Genomic DNA, 17,436 nt, shown 5'->3' on the forward strand with positions numbered 1-17,436 from the left:
CAACAGCAGAGAATGCTGCGATGCGAGCCTCCGCGTCCCGCCGGAGCCGGGCAATCCGTCGGAACGCGGCCGAATTCAGCAGCACGTGCCATAGCACCCGATGCTACCAAGTGCGGGCTTTCTCGGAGCCCGACGCATGACTGCACACATCGATCCGCCACGCAAGGTCGTCAACGCCGATCAGGATGCGGTCGAAACCGCCGATTGGCTCGCCTCGCTTGGATCGCTCCACCACAGCGCCGGTGCCGAGCGCGTGCGTTACATCCTGGCTGCGCTCGATCGGCGCGCGAAGGAGCTCGGCGTTCTGCCGGACTCTCCGCCGTTTTCGCCCTATCGCAATTCTATTCCGCTCGAGCAGCAGAAGCCCTACCCCGGCGACATCGCGATCGAGACCCGCCTGACGGCGATCATTCGCTGGAACGCGCTCGCGATGGTGGTCCGTGCCAACAAGGCCTATGGGGAGCTCGGCGGGCACGTCGCCAGCTACGCCTCGGCCGCGGAGATTTTCGAAGTCGGTTTCAATCATTTCTTTCGCGCGTCAAGCTCCGAGTCGGAGGGCGACTTGGTGTATTTCCAGCCGCATTCGTCTCCCGGAGTCTATGCACGAGCGTATCTCGAAGGCCGACTGTCGGACGAAAATCTGAAGCTGTATCGCCAGGAACTGAGCGGCCCCGGTCTGTCGTCCTATCCGCATCCCTGGCTGATGCCGGAGTTCTGGCAGGTGCCGTCGGCGTCGATGGGCCTTGGGCCAATCAGCGCGATCTACCAGGCGCGGTTCATGAAGTATCTGCAGCATCGCGGCCTGGTGCAGACGGCTGGTCGTCACGTCTGGGGTGTGTTCGGCGACGGCGAGATGGACGAGCCGGAATCGATCGCCGGGCTCGCCCTGGCGGCGCGGGAAAATCTCGACAACCTCACCTTCGTCGTCAATTGCAACCTGCAGCGCCTGGATGGGCCGGTCCGCGGCAACGGGCAGGTGATTCAGGAACTCGAATCACTTTTCCAGGGCGCCGGCTGGAACGTAATCAAGGTGCTGTGGGGATCGGACTGGGACGATATCTTCGCGCGCGATAGCAAGCATGCGCTGCTGCGCAAATTCGCCGACACCGTCGATGGCAAATATCAGACGCTCGGCGCCAAGGATGGGGCCTACAACCTCGCCCACTTCTTCAGCGAGGATCCCGAGGTCCGGGCGCTAGTTGCGCACATGTCGGACGCGGATATCGACGGCCTTAAGCGCGGTGGCCACGACTTCAAGAAGCTGTTCGCGGCCTTTGCCGCCGCGAAAGACATTAAGGGTCGGCCGACCGTCATTCTGGCGAAGACCAAGAAGGGCTACGGCATGGGCGGCGCCGGCGAGTCGCGCATGACGTCGCACCAGGCCAAGAAGCTCGATGTCGACGCGCTGTATGCGTTCCGCGACCGGTTCGCCCTGCCGCTCAGCAACGAGCAAGTCGAGGATCTGGAATTCTTCAGGCCTGCGGAAGACAGCGCGGAAATTCAGTACCTGCGCGCCCGTCGCGCGGCACTCGGTGGCTACATGCCGGCGCGGCGACGCGCTTCGGCGGCGCTGCCGGTGCCGCCGCTGCAATCCTACGCGGAGTTCGCGCTGCGCGGCGACGGCAAGGAGACGTCGACCACGATGGCGATCGTGCGGCTGTTCACCAATTTGCTCAAGGACAAAACGCTCGGCCCGCGCATCGTCCCGATCGTCGCCGACGAAGCCCGCACCTTCGGAATGGCGAACCTGTTCAGACAGGTCGGCATCTACTCGCCGGCGGGACAGCTCTACGAGCCGGAAGATGCCGGTTCGATGCTGTACTACAAGGAAGCGATCGACGGTCAATTGCTGGAGGAGGGGATCACCGAGGCGGGGGCGATTTCGTCATGGACCGCGGCGGCGACCTCCTATAGCATCCATAACTTCCCGTTGCTGCCGTTCTATATCTACTATTCGATGTTCGGCTTTCAGCGGGTCGGCGATCTGATCTGGGCGGCGGCGGACCAGCGCGCGCGTGGCTTTTTGATCGGGGCGACGGCCGGCCGGACGACGCTCGGCGGCGAAGGCTTGCAGCATCAGGACGGGTCCAGCCATCTGATGGCGGCGACCGTTCCGAACTGCCGGGCCTACGATCCGGCATTCTCCTACGAGGTGGCCGTCATCGTAGATCACGGCATGCGGTCGATGCTCGAGCAGGGCAACGACGAGTTCTATTACCTCACGGCGATGAACGAGAACTATGCGCAGCCCTCGATGCCCGACGATGCACGCGACGGCATCATCAAGGGTCTCTATCGGGTTCTGCCGAGCGCTGACGGGCCGGCGAAGATCAGGCTGGTCGGCTCGGGCGCCATTCTCCCGGAGGCGCTCGCCGCCGCAGCGATGCTGCAAAGCGAATGGAAAGTGGCCTGTGAAGTCTGGTCGGCAACGAGCTTTTCCGAGCTGGCGCGGGAGGCGCGCGATGTGGAGCGAACTAATCGGCTCTCGCCACTGTCGACCCCGGTCGAGAGCCACGTCGTACAATGCCTCGGCGGCAAGGTGCCGATCGTCGCGGCATCGGATTATGTCCGGGCGTATCCGCAACTGATCGGTTCTTACATCGAGGCGCCCTATACGGTGCTGGGCACCGACGGCTTCGGGCGCAGCGATACACGCGCCGCGCTGAGATCGTTCTTCGAGGTCGATCGCAAGCAGATCGTCGTTGCGGCGCTCTCGGCGCTGGCAAAATTGGGTCAAGTGGCGCGTGAGCAGGTCGCCGAAGCCATCGCCAGCTACGAATTGCCGACCGGCGTTGCGTCGCCTTGGTCGCGCTGAGAGAGGGCGGAGCGCGCATGTCTCGTTCAATTGAAGTCGTTCTGCCAGATATTGGGGACTACAAGGATGTTCCGGTAGTCGAAATCAATGTGTCGGTCGGCGACGAGGTCACGATCGACATGCCGTTGCTGTCGATCGAGTCCGACAAGGCGACGATGGAGGTGCCATCCCCGGCCGCAGGCACGGTGGCCAAACTGATGATCGACGTCGGGGTGCGGGTTTCTCAAGGTTCGGTTCTGATGGTCCTCGAAGGGCGCGGCGAATCCACCGCGCCTCCGCCGGCGACTGCGTCGGCACCGCAGGTGGAGCAACGGATCTCGCAGCAGGAGGCGCTGTCACGGCCGGCGCCCGTGGCTCCAGTCGATGACTCGCGAGCACGTGCACAGCAGCCGCAGCTTAGCGGGGCGGCGCATGCATCGCCGTCGGTCCGCGCTTTGGCGCGTGAGCTCGGCGTGACGCTGGACTCTGTCGTGCCCACAGGCCCCAAGGGCCGGACTTTGCGCGAGGATGTGGCGGCCTTCGTCAACGGACTGGTGCGATCGAGACCGGCGACGGCGCCTGAGCCCGGCGCCCCGGTCGATTGGCCCAAGGTGGATTTCGAGAGGTACGGCGCGGTCGAGCGCCTGCCGCTGACACGGATCCAGAAGCTGACCGGTACGAACCTCTCGCGCAACTGGAGCGTCATTCCCCATGTAACGAATTTCGACAGAGCGGATGTGACCGACGCCGAAGCCTTTCGTCAACTCGCCAATGCCGAGGCCGCGAAGGACACGGCGAAGCTCACCATGGTGTCGCTGCTGATCAAGGCCGCGGCCTTGGCGCTGCAGAAATACCCGCGCTTCAATTCGTCGCTCGATGGCGATGAGTTGATCCTCAAGCACTATGTCCACATCGGCGTCGCTGTCGACACGCCGAGAGGTCTGGTCGTGCCGGTGATCCGGGACTGCGATAAGAAGGGCTTTCGGCAAATTGCCGCGGAGATGCGCTCGCTCGCCGACAAGGCGCGCGCGGGGCAGCTCGCGTCGAGCGACATGCAGGGCGGCTGTTTCTCGGTGTCGTCTCTCGGAGGCATCGGCGGTCAGGGATTTACGCCCATCATCAACGCGCCCGAGGTGGCGATCCTCGGCGCCGGGCGGGCCGCCACCGAGGCGGTCTGGAACGGCCGCGAGTTTGAACCGCGCCTCATCCTTCCGATGAGTCTGTCGTGGGATCACCGGGTCGTCGACGGCGTGGCTGGGGCCCGGTTCCTGGGCTTCGTCGCGTCGGTGCTCTCCGATCTGCGGCGCTTCGCGTTGTGAGGACGCAGATGCGGACAGAGGAAATTCGGGTCCCCGACATCGGGGATTTTCGAGACGTCGAGGTCGTCGAGGTCCACGTCAGGGCAGGCGACGTCGTCGTGCGAGAGCAGGCATTGATCACAGTGGAATCCGACAAGGCCACGCTGGAGATTCCGTCGCCGATCGCAGGGGTGATCACGAGCATGTCGCTGCGTGTTGGAGACAAGGTGTCTCAAGGCTCCATGATTGGCACGGCGTCGGCGTCGGACGAAGCGGGCGCGCAAGGCGAGACGATCTCAGCGGATCAGGATGTTGGCCAGCGCGCAACAGATTATACGCGCTACGATCTTGTCGTGATCGGAGGCGGGCCGGGCGGCTATTCAGCAGCGTTTCGGGCCGCAGACCTTGGACTGAACACCGCGATCGTCGAACGCTACGGCACCTTGGGCGGAGTTTGCCTGAACGTTGGATGTATCCCGTCGAAGGCGCTGCTTCATGTTGCGGCCGTCAAGGAGGAAGCCAAACGGATCGCGGACAAGGGCATTCGCTTCGCCGCGCCGCAGATCGATCTGCAGGAGCTGCGCGCCTTCAAGCACGGCACTGTCAAGAAGCTGACGGATGGGCTGAGCCAGATGGCAGCAGCGCGCCGCGTCACGGTGATCCGCGGCATCGCGAAATTCGCCTCCGCCACGCGGCTCGAGATTGTCGGTGAGGGGGCAGGCTCGCAGCAAATTGAATTTGGTCAATGCATCATCGCCACGGGCTCGCGCGCGGTGCAGCTAGCGGTGCTTCCCAAGGATGAGCGGGTCGTGACCTCGACCGGCGCGCTCGCGCTGCGAAGCATTCCGGGCCGCATGCTCGTGATCGGAGCGGGGATCATCGGGCTGGAGATGGCGACCGTCTACAACTCGCTCGGCACCAAGATCGATCTTGTCGAAAGGCTTCCCGATATCCTGGCGGGCGTGGATGCCGACGCGGTGAAGATCTGGCGTTCGCGCAACGCGCATCGCTTCGAGCATATCGACGTTGCAAGCAGCGTATCAACCGCCGAAATCACGCCGGACGGCGTGAGGGTCGGTACCACAGGCGCATCGGTACGGACACGATCGTACGATTTGGTGTTGCAATCGGCCGGCCGTGTTCCCAACAGTAGCGAGCTCGGCCTCGAACGGATCGACGTTGCCATCGATTCGAACGGCTTCATTCAGGTCGACGAGCAGATGAGAACGACGGCGCGCAACGTCTTCGCCATCGGCGACGTCGTCGGCGGTTCGATGCTGGCGCACAAGGCCGTTCACGAGGGGCACGTCGCCGCGGAAGTAGCTGCCGGGAAGCCGGCGGCCTTTACCGCGAAGATCGTCCCCAATGTCGCCTACACCGATCCTGAGATCGCCTGGGTCGGCAAGTCCGAGCGTGATGTCGCCGAATCCGGACGGAAGATCCGTTCGACAAAATTCCCATGGGCCGCGTCCGGCCGGGCCATCGCGTCGGGCGCATCCTATGGCATGACGAAGCTGCTGTTCGACGCCGAAACCGGTCGCATCGTCGGGGGCGTGATCGTCGGACCGCATGCCGGCGATATGATCGGGGAAATCTGTCTCGCTATCGAAATGGGGGCTGACGCGATCGATATCGGAAAGACCATTCACCCGCATCCGACCCTCGGCGAGACGATCGGCATGGCTGCCGAAGTCCATGAGGGCATTTGCACCGACCTGCCTCCAATCGCCAGAAAGCGGTAGATCAGTTGGCCCAATCGATGTCCGTTATCGAAGCCCTTGAACAACGTCGCGCCGGTGCCAAACTCGGCGGCGGCGAGAAGCGCATCGACGCGCAGCATGCGCGCGGCCGCCTCACCGCGCGGGAGCGGATCGACCTGCTGCTCGACAAGCATTCGTTCGAGGAGATGGACATGTTCGTCCAGCACCGCTCGACCGAATTCGGGATGGAGAAGACCAAGATTCCGGGAGACGGCGTGGTCACCGGCTGGGGTACCGTCAACGGCCGCAAAACGTTTGTCTTCGCCAAGGATTTTACGGTGTTCGGCGGCTCGCTGTCCGAGACCCACGCGCTGAAGATCACAAAGCTCCAGGACTTGGCGATGAAGGCGCGGGCGCCCATCATCGGCCTCTATGATGCCGGCGGCGCGCGCATCCAGGAGGGCGTCGCCGCGCTCGCCGGCTATTCCTACGTGTTCCGCCGCAACGTGCTTGCCTCCGGCGTGATCCCGCAGATCTCGGTCATCATGGGCCCCTGCGCCGGTGGCGACGTCTACTCGCCGGCCATGACCGACTTCATCTTCATGGTGAAGAACACCAGCTACATGTTCGTCACCGGCCCCGACGTCGTGAAGACGGTCACCAACGAGGTCGTCACCGCCGAAGAGCTCGGCGGCGCCTCGGTGCACGCCACGCGCTCCTCGATTGCGGACGGCGCCTTCGAGAACGATGTCGAGACGATTTTGCAGATGCGCCGTCTCATCGACTTCCTGCCGGCGAACAACACCGACGGCGTGCCGGATTGGCCGAGCTTCGATTCCATCGAGCGGGTCGACATGTCGCTGGACACGCTGATCCCCGACAATCCGAACAAGCCCTACGACATGAAGGAACTGATCCTGAAAGTCGTGGACGAGGGCGACTTCTTCGAGATCGCCGAGGGTTTTGCCAAGAACATCGTCACCGGCTTCGGCCGTATCGCGGGCCGTACTGTCGGTTTCGTCGCCAACCAGCCGATGGTGCTGGCGGGCGTGCTCGACAGCGACGCCTCGCGCAAGGCCGCGCGCTTCGTCCGCTTCTGCGACGCCTTCAACATCCCGATCGTCACCTTCGTCGACGTGCCGGGCTTCCTGCCGGGCACCGCGCAGGAATATGGCGGCCTGATCAAGCACGGCGCGAAACTGCTGTTCGCCTATTCGCAGTGCACCGTGCCGCTCGTCACCATCATCACCCGCAAGGCCTATGGCGGCGCCTTCGACGTCATGGCCTCCAAGGAGATCGGCGCCGACCTCAACTACGCCTGGCCGACCGCCCAGATCGCGGTGATGGGCGCCAAGGGCGCGGTCGAGATCATCTTCCGCTCCGACATCGGCGACCCCGACAAGATCGCGGCGCGCACCAAGGAATACGAAGACCGCTTCCTGTCGCCGTTCATCGCGGCGGAACGCGGCTACATCGACGACGTCATCATGCCGCACTCGACCCGCAAGCGCATCGCCCGCGCGCTGGAGATGCTTAGGGACAAGAAGGTCGAGATGCCGGCCAAGAAGCACGACAACATTCCGTTGTAGGAAGAGCTGTGTTCAAGAAGATTCTGATCGCCAATCGCGGCGAAATCGTCTGCCGGGTCATCAAGACCGCCCGCAAGATGGGAATCGAGACGGTTGCCGTCTATTCCGAGGCCGACCGCGATGCCCTGCATGTCGAGATGGCCGACGAGGCGGTGCTGATCGGCCCGCCGGCGGCGGCCGAGAGCTATCTGGTGATCGAGAAGCTCGTCGAAGCTTGCAAGAAGACCGGCGCACAGGCCGTGCATCCCGGCTACGGCTTCCTGTCCGAGCGCGAGGCGTTTCCGCGCGCGCTGGAGGCAGCAGGCATCGTCTTCATCGGCCCGAACCCGGGCGCGATCGCGGCGATGGGCGACAAGATCGAGTCGAAGAAGGCGGCCGCCAAGGCCAAGGTCTCGACCGTGCCCGGCTATCTCGGCGTCATCGAGGACGACAAGCACGCGGTCACGATCGCCGACGAGATCGGCTATCCCGTGATGATCAAGGCGTCCGCCGGCGGCGGCGGCAAGGGCATGCGCATCGCGCATTCGAAGTCCGAGGTTGCCGAAGGCTTCAACCTCGCCAAGGCCGAGGCCAAGGCCTCGTTCGGTGACGACCGCGTCTTTATCGAGAAGTTCATCGTCGATCCCCGCCACATCGAGATCCAGGTGCTGGGCGACAAGCATGGCAACGTGATCTATCTCGGCGAGCGCGAATGCTCGATCCAGCGCCGCAATCAGAAGGTCATCGAGGAGGCGCCGTCGCCGCTGCTCGACGAGGCCACCCGCCGCAAGATGGGCGAGCAGGCGGTCGCGCTGGCCAAGGCCGTGAATTACGACTCCGCCGGCACGGTCGAGTTCGTCGCCGGCCAGGACAAGAGCTTCTACTTCCTGGAAATGAACACGCGCCTGCAGGTCGAGCATCCCGTCACCGAGCTCGTGACCGGCGTCGACCTGGTCGAGCAGATGATCCGCGTGGCCGCCGGCGAGAAGCTGGCACTGGCGCAGAAGGACGTCACGCTGACCGGCTGGGCGGTGGAGTCCCGTCTGTACGCCGAAGATCCGTTCCGCAACTTCCTGCCTTCGATCGGGCGCCTGGTGAAGTATCGCCCGCCGGCGGAAGCGAGCGAGGGCGGCATCAGCGTGCGCAACGACACCGGCGTGCAGGAGGGCGGCGAGATCTCGATCCATTACGATCCGATGATCGCCAAGCTCGTCACTCACGCCCCGTCGCGCGCCGCTGCGATCGAGGCGCAGGCCACTGCGCTGGACTCGTTCTACGTCGACGGCATCCGCCACAACATTCCGTTCCTGTCGGCCTTGATGCATCATCCGCGCTGGCGCGAGGGAAGGCTCTCGACCGGCTTCATCGCCGAGGAGTTCCCCAAGGGCTTTGCGGTGCGCGTGCCGGAGGGCGAGGTCGCCCGGCGCATCGCAGCAGTCGGCGCCGCCATCGATCACGTGCTTGGTGAGCGCAAGCGACAGATCTCGGGCCAGATGGGCGGCCGCGTCGTGCAGCGCGAGCGCCGCCGCGCGGTGTGGCTCGATCGGCAGGAGATTTTGCTCGAGGTCGCACGCGAGGGAGCCGCCATCGCGATCCGCTTCGTCGACGCCGAGGGCAAGGCCGGCAATTCGCATCTGCTGGTCTCGTCGTGGAAGCCGGGCGATCCGGTTTGGCAGGGCACCATCGACGGCCACCTCGCCGCGGTGCAGGTGCGGCCGATTGCCAACGGCATCCGCCTCGCGCATCAGGGCGTCGAAGTCCCGGTCTATGTCTGGACCGAAGCGGAAGCGACCTCGGCGCGGCTGATGCCGGTGACGACGGCCGCCGATACCGGCAAGAAGCTGCTGTGTCCGATGCCCGGGCTGATCGTCTCGATCGCGGTAACGGAGGGGCAGGAGGTCAAGGCCGGCGAGACGCTCGCGGTCGTCGAAGCCATGAAGATGCAGAACGTGCTGCGCGCCGAGCAAGACGGCGCCGTGAAGAAGATCCACGCCAGTGCCGGTGCGACGCTCGCGGTCGACGCGCTGATTTTGGAGTTTTCCTGAACACCGCAAGAGGCGACCTGAGATGGGCAGCCTGTCTGCAGGAATTCCGGTTACTTCCAGGCAGAAGTCATGTTGGGCAGCTCGGCGTCACTTGGGATTAGGTGGACTTGATGAAAACCGAACGGTTGGCATTGGCATCGGGCTTTGCGCCTGCTTCACGCCAGGACTGGCACAAGCTGGTTGATGGCGTGCTAAAGGGAGCGCCGTTCGAAAAGCTGATTGGTAGGACGTACGACGACTTGAGAATCGAGCCGATTTATCTCCGCGCGAAAGACATTGCACTAGTCGACGGGCGGGCACCCGCGGCGCCTTGGCAGATCATACAGCGCATCGATCATCCAGACGCGGTGACGGCCAATAGGCAGGCCCTTCACGATCTGGAGAATGGGGCGACGGGCCTGGCGCTCGTCTTTGCCGGCGCCAACTGCAGCCGCGGGTTCGGTCTCGATCAAACGGCAGGTGCCGTCGCCAAAGCTTTAAAGGACGTCCACCTTGATGCCGGCATCGGGATTGAACTTCAAATTGGTACAGACGGGCGTAAGACCGCGATCCATGTTGCGGAATATGTGAAGTCGGTCGGTCTCGATCCTGCCGTCTGCGACATTCGATTTGGGCTCGATCCGCTGGGCGCGTGCGCCCTAAGCGGACGCAGTCCATACACTTGGGAAGAAATCGCACGGAACGTTGCCAGCACGATCAAAGGGCTTGTAACGCTGGGGTTCAAGGGGCCGTTTGCCGCGAGCGACGGGCGTATCGTTCATGACGCCGGCGGCTCAGAAGTGCAGGAGCTTGCCTTTGTGCTCGCCTGCGGCGTGGCATATCTGCACGCTATGGAGGCGGCGCGCATTCCGCTGGATCAAGCGCGAAGTATGATCTATGCGCGACTCACTGCTGACGCCGACCAGTTTTTGACTATGGCTAAATTCCGCGCGTTGCGGCTCCTCTGGGCGCGCATCGAATCGGCGTGCGGTGTGGCGCCGAGGCCGCTGTTCATTGCGGCTGACACGTCCTGGCGCATGTTGACCCGGCGCGATCCCTACGTAAACATGTTGCGCGCTACCTTGGCGACATTCTCTGCGGGAATCGCCGGTGCCAATGCGATCACAGTTCTGCCGCACACGTTGGCGCTCGGCCTTCCAGACTCGTTTGCCCGGCGCGTGGCCCGCAACACGCAGCTTCTGCTGCTGGAGGAAAGCAATCTTGCCAAGGTTAGCGATCCTGCCGCAGGTGCTGGCGGCATTGAGGCGCTAACAACGGAGCTTTGCGACGCGGCCTGGAGGAGTTTTCAAGAGACTGAAAATGCGGGCGGCATTTTTGCCGCTCTACAGCAAGGAACGCTTCAGGCGAAGATCACAGCTACACGCACAGCGCGCCGTGCAAATCTCGCGAAACGCAGCGACCCGCTGACCGGAGTGAGCGAGTTCGCAAACCTTGGCGAAGGCGCAGCGGCGGTACTAAGCGTAAGACCGATGGCTCTTCCGCCTAGCTTTGATCAGAAATTCGTATTCGACGCACTGCCGCCGATCCGGCTTGCGGAACCCTTCGAATCGCTCCGCGATAAGTCCGATGCGATATTGAAGCTACTCGGCGCGCGGCCGCGAGTGTTTCTTGCTAATCTCGGCACACCGACCGACTTTACGGCCCGCGCGACATTCGCCAAGAGCTTCTTCGAAGCGGGAGGAATTGAGGCTATCGACGGCGCCGGCTTCGCCGACCCAGCCGAGCTTGCCCTCGCATTCACGGGATCTGGTGCCGAACTTGCCTGCCTTTGCTCCAGCGATAAGATCTATGCGGAGCGCGCCGAAATCTCCGCCCACGCGCTTCAGCAAGTCGGAGCTAGGCACATCTATTTGGCGGGACTTCCCTCTCAATCCGAGGCCGCGTTTCGGCGGGCTGGCATCTGCAGCTTTATTCACGTCAGTTGCGACGCCTTGGCAACGCTAAATGCCGCTTACAACCGGATCCAAAACCCGAAGGTTTCCGGATAATCGACAATCGAACGCGAACACTCAGATGTCATCCATCAGCGTTATCCCGAATTTTGCAAGTATTGCTTTCGAAAGGTGCTCGGTCGCCGCTTCTTCTGTTTCCGTCGATCCGTGGGTGACTCCGGAGGGCATTCCGGTCAAGTCAGCATACGGAGAAGCAGATATCGCCGGGCTCGATTTCCTTGAGACCTGGCCAGGCATCGCGCCGTTCCTGCGCGGTCCCTACCCGACCATGTATGTCAACCAGCCCTGGACGGTCAGGCAATATGCCGGCTTCTCCACGGCGGAGGATTCCAACGCGTTCTACCGCCGCAACCTCGCCGCCGGGCAGAAGGGTCTCTCGGTCGCCTTCGACCTCGCCACCCATCGCGGCTATGACTCAGATCATCCGCGGGTCGGCGGCGATGTCGGCATGGCCGGCGTTGCGATCGATTCCATCTACGACATGCGCACGCTGTTCGTGGGGATCCCGCTCGACCAGATGAGCGTATCCATGACTATGAACGGCGCTGTGCTGCCGATCCTCGCGCTCTACGTCGCCGCCGCCGAGGAACAGGGCGTGCCGCCGGAAAAGCTTTCAGGGACGATTCAGAACGACATTCTGAAAGAGTTCATGGTGCGCAATACCTACATCTATCCGCCTGCGCCCTCGATGCGGATCATCTCCGACATCTTCGCCTACACCTCGCAGAAGATGCCGAAGTACAACTCGATCTCCATCTCCGGCTATCACATGCAGGAAGCCGGCGCGACGCAGGACCTCGAGCTCGCCTATACGCTCGCCGACGGTGTCGAATACTTAAGGGCCGGCATCGCCGCAGGTCTCGACGTCGACCGCTTCGCGCCGCGGCTGTCGTTCTTCTGGGCGATCGGCATGAACTTCTTCATGGAGGTCGCCAAGCTGCGCGCCGCGCGCCTGCTCTGGGCCAAGCTCTTGAAGCCCTTCAATCCGAAGGACCCGCGCTCGCTGTCCCTGCGCACGCATTCCCAGACCTCCGGCTGGTCGCTCACCGCGCAGGACGTCTTCAACAACGTGATGCGCACGACGGTGGAGGCGATGGCGGCGACGCAAGGCCATACCCAGTCGCTGCACACCAACGCGCTCGACGAGGCCCTGGCGCTGCCGACCGACTTCTCGGCGCGCATCGCACGCAACACCCAGCTGTTCCTCCAGCAGGAGAGCGGCACCACCCGCATCATCGATCCCTGGGGCGGCTCTTATTACGTCGAGCGCCTCACCCGCGACCTCGCGGCCAAGGCGTGGGGCCACATCCAGGAGATCGAGGAGCTCGGCGGGATGGCCAAGGCGATCGAGGCCGGCGTGCCCAAGCTGCGCATCGAGGAAGCCTCTGCCAAGACCCAAGCCCGCATCGATGCCGGCAAGCAGGCGGTGATCGGCGTCAACAAGTACAAGCCGACGGATGAGACCCCCATCGACATCCTCAAGGTCGACAATACCAATGTCCGGCGGCTTCAGATCGACAAGCTGAAGTGGCTGAAATCCGAGCGGAACCAGAAGGACGTCGATGCCGCGCTGGCCGCGATCACGCGCTCTGCCGGTGAAGGCAATGGCAATCTGCTCGCGCTCGCGATCGACGCCGCACGGGCGAAGGCGACCGTCGGCGAAATCTCGGACGCGATGGAGAAGGTGTTCGGCCGGCACCGCGCCGAGATCAAGTCCATCACCGGCGTCTACAAGCGTGAGGCCTCCAGCATGGGCAATCAGGTCGAGAAGGTTCAGGCGATGATCGATGCCTTCGAGGAAGCGGAAGGGCGCCGTCCGCGCATCCTGGTCGCCAAGATCGGCCAGGACGGCCACGACCGCGGCCAGAAGGTGATCGCGTCCGCCTTCGCCGACATCGGCTTCGACGTCGACATCGGGCCGCTGTTCGCCACCGCCGACGAAGCGGCGCGGCAGGCCGTCGAGAACGACGTGCACATTCTCGGCGTCTCCTCGCTCGCCGCCGCGCATCTGACCGCCGTGCCGGAGCTGAAAGCCGCGCTGAAGAAGCAGGGCCGCGACGACATCATGATCATTGTCGGTGGCGTGGTGCCGCCGCAGGATTACGATGCGCTCTACGCGGCCGGTGCCGAGGCGATCTTCCCGCCCGGGACGGTGATCGCCGATGCCGCGGATCAGCTGATCCAGAAGCTCAATGCTCGGCTCGGGCACAGTGAGGCGGCAAATAGTAAGCGCCACGGCAGATAGTAACGGCGTATCGGTCCAGATTGAAAGCTCAAAGCCGGGGCGTCGAACTTACGAATTGATCCTGCAGTCCGCAGGCAGAGTGCCGAACAGCGCATATCTGGGCTTGGAGAAGATTGGTGTAAGATGCGACGCAAAGGTTTCGTTGCAGTCAATAGGCAAATGCGGACGAATTTGCCTCATATTTTCGCGATCGGCGATGTCGCGGGTAACCCGATGCTCGCCCATAAGGCGGTTCACGAGGGGCATGTCGCGGCAGAAGCGGCTGCCGGGCTCAAGAGCTTATTTGACGCGAAGATCGTCCCGAACGTCGGCTACACTGATCCTGAGGTGGCCTGGGTTGGCATCATGGAACAAGAAGCGGCCTCCTCAGGCAGGCACGTTAGATCCGCGAAGTTTCCGTGGGCTGCCTCGGGCAGAGCGATCGCCTCGGGCGCGTCTTATGGCATGACCAAGCTGATCATCGACCAAGAGACGCACCGCATCATCGGCGGTGTGATCGTTGGCCCGCACGCTGGCGACATGATTGGAGAAATCTGCCCGGCGATCGAGATGGGCGCCGATGCAATTGATCTCAGCAAGACCATCCATCCGCATCCGACGTTCGGAGAGACAATAGGCCTGGCTGGCGAAGTGTATGAAGGTGTTTGCACGGATGTGTTGCCGGGTCCGAAGAGATCGACCAAGCGGGCGAGCCACTAGAAATCCAAAAACCTGAGCCGGCTCAGGTGCCTCGCTGCCGATTGTTCATAGGGGACCCGAATATGGCGGGAAGTTCTCGCAGGGAAGTAAAGGTACCTTTGAGCGTTCAAGAGGAGGAATTTGCCGCGGCATGTCGAGACTTCGTTCTGGAGAGGAAACCTGATCTCGCGGCATCCATCGTCATTGTACACAACCAGCTCAGGATTGTGAACGATCCGCATGTTCGGCTCGCGTTTGTAGAACTTGGTCTTGCCAGATTGGTACGAGTTCTACATCTCGCAATCGAGGGCAAGGCGATTGCGCTCAAAAGAGTGCCAAGACTCCTGTTCGACCTGGCGAGCTATAGAAGGAAGATACTCCGCGCGCTAGGTAGGGACGATTGAGGACAGCCCCTCGGGTTACTAGCACGATTCATTCAACGCGCAGATTAGAGGAATAGATACTCATCGACGCAACGAGGACCGGCAGTCATCCCTTGGCAGGAGATTCGGATCTCTGAATTGCAGAGGCGGGTACGGCGGTGCGGGCATTGCGAGATCGGAGCCGGGCGATGAAATGAACTACCGGACGCGCGGAGCCTGGTGATCGGGACCTTCCAAGTCTCGCGCGCGCTCTTTGTCGTGCTGTCGAAATCGTACGACCCGTCAAATGCCGGAAACGGTGCGGAGAGGTGCCGACTTCAGCACAAAATGCGGTCTGACATGTACGATAGTATTGCTGCTGGAGGTCGTTCGTTGGGTTTCTGCGATCGAATTCCGCATTCGGCGTCTGCGAAAGATTTGCGATCTTTCGTTTTCCTCCCTCTACTCGGCCCGGCGATCGCCGGGCCCTTTTTCTCGGCTGCTGACGATATCTAGTGCCGCTCGAAGCCGGTTGATCAGCGTCGTATGATCTTCTTCAAGATTTCGGTGAGCGCTCGAAATTCATCTTGGGTCAGCGGAGCGAATGTCTCGCCGGAAATCTCGCCAATAGTTTCAATCGCTGCGTCCGCTATCCGTCTTCCCTTCTCGGTCAAATCTATCTCGCGTCGCCGCGGATCCAGAGGGTCTTTGGAGCTCTTGATGAGGCCGCGAGATTTCAGGCGATTGATAACGCCGGTGATGGTCGCCGAATCATAATGAATTAGCCGTCCTAAGTGGTTTTGCGAGCAAGGACCTACCTCCTTCAATTTCGCTAGCGTCGAGAATTGGGGCCCCGTTAATTCTTCAATCATCTTAGCGGCAAAGATGGACGTGTGAGTACGGAGCGCGACTCGCAACAAAAAGCCCGGTGCGTCATCCAGCCGGTACGAATCTATAGCTTCTTTCACTTTCCCGGCCGCGCGCGGCTTTGTCTTGGGTTGCACCACTTTTTGCTTCCTTGCCGTAGGTTGCCTCAGTTCAAGAAATACAGGCTTCTAGCTCCGAAGGTCTTCGGTGCCGGCCGATTGTCTACATTTCCCGACCTAGGAAATCCATCTTTGTTCGACTTCATTCTGTTTAATGCGATTTGCTTCGTTGAGAGCCCCGGCAGTGGCTCGCTTCGATGCGTCCGTCGTTCGCATATCGAAATCCGCTCCGCCTAAGAGGCAAACCCATTCTCGCACGCGCTGGGCTAGACCGATTCGCTCCTGGCTTGCCTCCGATCACGGGAAGAGGACATCTCATAACTTGCAAGCGAGTGCAGCACTTGCATACAAGTGATAAATGTCGTAGTGTCCTGAGATTGCTCCCCGGGGCCTTGGCTACACGCCTTACGGACCGGCGCGCCAAAGTACTATCGGATTTGCGTATGTCGGCGATTGACAACATGAGTTCCGTTCGGTCCGACCTGATCGAAAAGGTTACGGGACGCGCCGAGTTCAAGGACAACGCGATTCGCATTCGGGGGCTGGAGCAGGTCGAGGCCGAAGCTCAACGACGCACGGCTGCCGAGCGCCGTGCCACCTTGGAGAGCATTGCGAATGATTTTGAGCAAAGCGTCGATGGCATCGTTCGTGCGGTCGCCGCTTCAGCCGCCGATATGCAGGGCACAGCGGATATTATGACCACGACCGCCAGCGATGCTAGTCTGCGCGCGTCCACCGTCGACGCTGCGTCAGAAAAAGCGTCCGGGAACGTCGAAATGGTAGCCGCCGCCGCCGAAGAATTATCTGCGTCGGTAAGGGAGATATCGCAACAGGTGTTGCAGTCGACTGAGGTCGCGCGCCAAGCTGTTGGTGACGCTGAGCGCACAGACGCTACGGTGCAGGTCTTGGCAAGCGGAGCCGAAAAGATCGGCGAAGTCGTCCAGCTCATCCATAGTATCGCCACGCAGACCAATCTCCTGGCCCTCAACGCGACGATCGAAGCGGCGCGTGCCGGCGACGCCGGACGCGGATTTGCTGTCGTGGCAGCCGAGGTTAAAGCGCTTGCCAATCAGACGGCAAAGGCAACGGAGGAGATCTCCGCGCAGATCGAGACCATGCAGGCAACTACAAACGACGCAGTTCTCGCCATTAACGGAATTACGCAAACGATCGCCAGGATGAGTGACATCACGCTGAGCATTTCCTCCGCGGTCGAGGAGCAGAGTGCTGCGACAAGCGAAATTGCGCGCAACATCCAGTCCGTTGCCGCGGGTTCCAGCGAAATCAGAGGCCATATAGGCAGCGTCAGCACCGCTGCGGCCGCCACCGGTACAGCAGCCGGCGACGTTCTCACTAACGCGCGCGGGTTGGAGAATCAGTCGGATATGCTGCGTACGGCGGTAGACCAATTTCTGACCAAAATGCGAGCCGCCTGACCGGACGTTCCTGCCAGCGGCGCATCGCTCGTGGGCACTTGAGACCTCCGCGCCCAACGCGAGGCAACTCCGCCTTTCACATGGCGTTGGGTGGGAAGTTCTTACGTGATGATCACGCGACCATTGGATGTTTTGATGCGTTGGGTCGCCTTTTTTAAGAGATATGTTTCTTTTTCCCTGTCGAGGTTGACAGTTTTATCTTGTGCTCCATAGGAATGCCCGGTTGCAGGTGCCATCCCGCCCCAACGGGTCGCGGTCTCAAGAACGTCGCAACGAATTGGTGAAACGACCGTGAACAAAGCGTGACGGAAACGCCTATTGCTATCAGTGAAATCAATAGCTTAGAGGATGGCCACCGCGTTCGAGAGGCGG

General features: G+C 62.1%; 9 protein-coding genes and 1 pseudogene. 9 read left to right on the forward strand and 1 reads right to left on the reverse strand.

What is annotated here, in order from left to right; genetic code table 11:
• Nucleotides 1-136 precede the first annotated feature (136 nt).
• From mdeB to GDN70_RS07375, 8 genes are all read left to right on the forward strand, one after another.
• Nucleotides 137-2,815, forward strand: coding sequence for an alpha-ketoglutarate dehydrogenase (mdeB, locus tag GDN70_RS07340; protein WP_028149220.1), 2,679 nt, complete (start codon nt 137-139; stop codon nt 2,813-2,815).
• 17 nt (nt 2,816-2,832) lie between these two features.
• Nucleotides 2,833-4,113 (forward strand): 2-oxo acid dehydrogenase subunit E2, encoded by a 1,281-nt coding sequence (locus GDN70_RS07345; protein WP_028140590.1) that lies wholly within the window; start codon nt 2,833-2,835, stop codon nt 4,111-4,113.
• Nucleotides 4,114-4,121: 8 nt separating this feature from the next.
• Nucleotides 4,122-5,834, forward strand: a complete 1,713-nt coding sequence (gene lpdA, locus GDN70_RS07350) for a dihydrolipoyl dehydrogenase (protein WP_028140589.1) — start codon at nt 4,122-4,124, stop codon at nt 5,832-5,834.
• A 17-nt stretch (nt 5,835-5,851) separates the two neighbouring features.
• Complete coding sequence (locus GDN70_RS07355; RefSeq protein ID WP_028140588.1) at nt 5,852-7,381, forward strand: acyl-CoA carboxylase subunit beta; 1,530 nt, start codon at nt 5,852-5,854, stop codon at nt 7,379-7,381.
• A gap of 8 nt (nt 7,382-7,389) precedes the next feature.
• Entirely contained in the window at nt 7,390-9,405 is a 2,016-nt protein-coding gene (locus GDN70_RS07360) for an acetyl/propionyl/methylcrotonyl-CoA carboxylase subunit alpha (RefSeq protein WP_038971299.1), read from the forward strand.
• Nucleotides 9,406-9,515: 110 nt separating this feature from the next.
• Complete coding sequence (locus tag GDN70_RS07365) at nt 9,516-11,393, forward strand: methylmalonyl-CoA mutase family protein (protein ID WP_152102336.1); 1,878 nt, start codon at nt 9,516-9,518, stop codon at nt 11,391-11,393.
• 34 nt (nt 11,394-11,427) lie between these two features.
• Complete coding sequence (gene scpA, locus GDN70_RS07370; protein WP_152103671.1) at nt 11,428-13,602, forward strand: methylmalonyl-CoA mutase; 2,175 nt, start codon at nt 11,428-11,430, stop codon at nt 13,600-13,602.
• A gap of 159 nt (nt 13,603-13,761) precedes the next feature.
• Nucleotides 13,762-14,301 (forward strand): FAD-dependent oxidoreductase, encoded by a 540-nt coding sequence (locus tag GDN70_RS07375; protein WP_028148929.1) that lies wholly within the window; start codon nt 13,762-13,764, stop codon nt 14,299-14,301.
• An 877-nt stretch (nt 14,302-15,178) separates the two neighbouring features.
• Here GDN70_RS07375 and GDN70_RS07385 read toward each other — a convergent pair.
• Nucleotides 15,179-15,649: a MarR family winged helix-turn-helix transcriptional regulator gene (locus GDN70_RS07385; protein WP_038944656.1), complete on the reverse strand. Its 471-nt coding sequence runs from the start codon at nt 15,647-15,649 to the stop codon at nt 15,179-15,181.
• A gap of 491 nt (nt 15,650-16,140) precedes the next feature.
• Between GDN70_RS07385 and GDN70_RS07390 the strand changes: the two are divergent.
• Nucleotides 16,141-17,064, forward strand: a pseudogene (locus GDN70_RS07390) (methyl-accepting chemotaxis protein); the annotation flags it as partial.
• Between the last annotated feature and the right edge of the window lie 372 nt (nt 17,065-17,436).

The sequence above is a fragment of the Bradyrhizobium sp. TM102 genome (assembly GCF_009176685.1).
Classification (GTDB): Bacteria; Pseudomonadota; Alphaproteobacteria; order Rhizobiales; family Xanthobacteraceae; genus Bradyrhizobium; species Bradyrhizobium ottawaense.

Bases quoted from the DNA above. Each gene is read 5' to 3' on its own strand.
- mdeB (WP_028149220.1), top strand. From the start codon at position 137: ATGACTGCACACATCGATCCGCCACGCAAGGTCGTCAACGCCGATCAG.
- GDN70_RS07345 (WP_028140590.1), top strand. From the start codon at position 2,833: ATGTCTCGTTCAATTGAAGTCGTTCTGCCAGATATTGGGGACTACAAG.
- lpdA (WP_028140589.1), top strand. From the start codon at position 4,122: ATGCGGACAGAGGAAATTCGGGTCCCCGACATCGGGGATTTTCGAGAC.
- GDN70_RS07355 (WP_028140588.1), top strand. From the start codon at position 5,852: ATGTCCGTTATCGAAGCCCTTGAACAACGTCGCGCCGGTGCCAAACTC.
- GDN70_RS07365 (WP_152102336.1), top strand. From the start codon at position 9,516: ATGAAAACCGAACGGTTGGCATTGGCATCGGGCTTTGCGCCTGCTTCA.
- GDN70_RS07375 (WP_028148929.1), top strand. From the start codon at position 13,762: ATGCGGACGAATTTGCCTCATATTTTCGCGATCGGCGATGTCGCGGGT.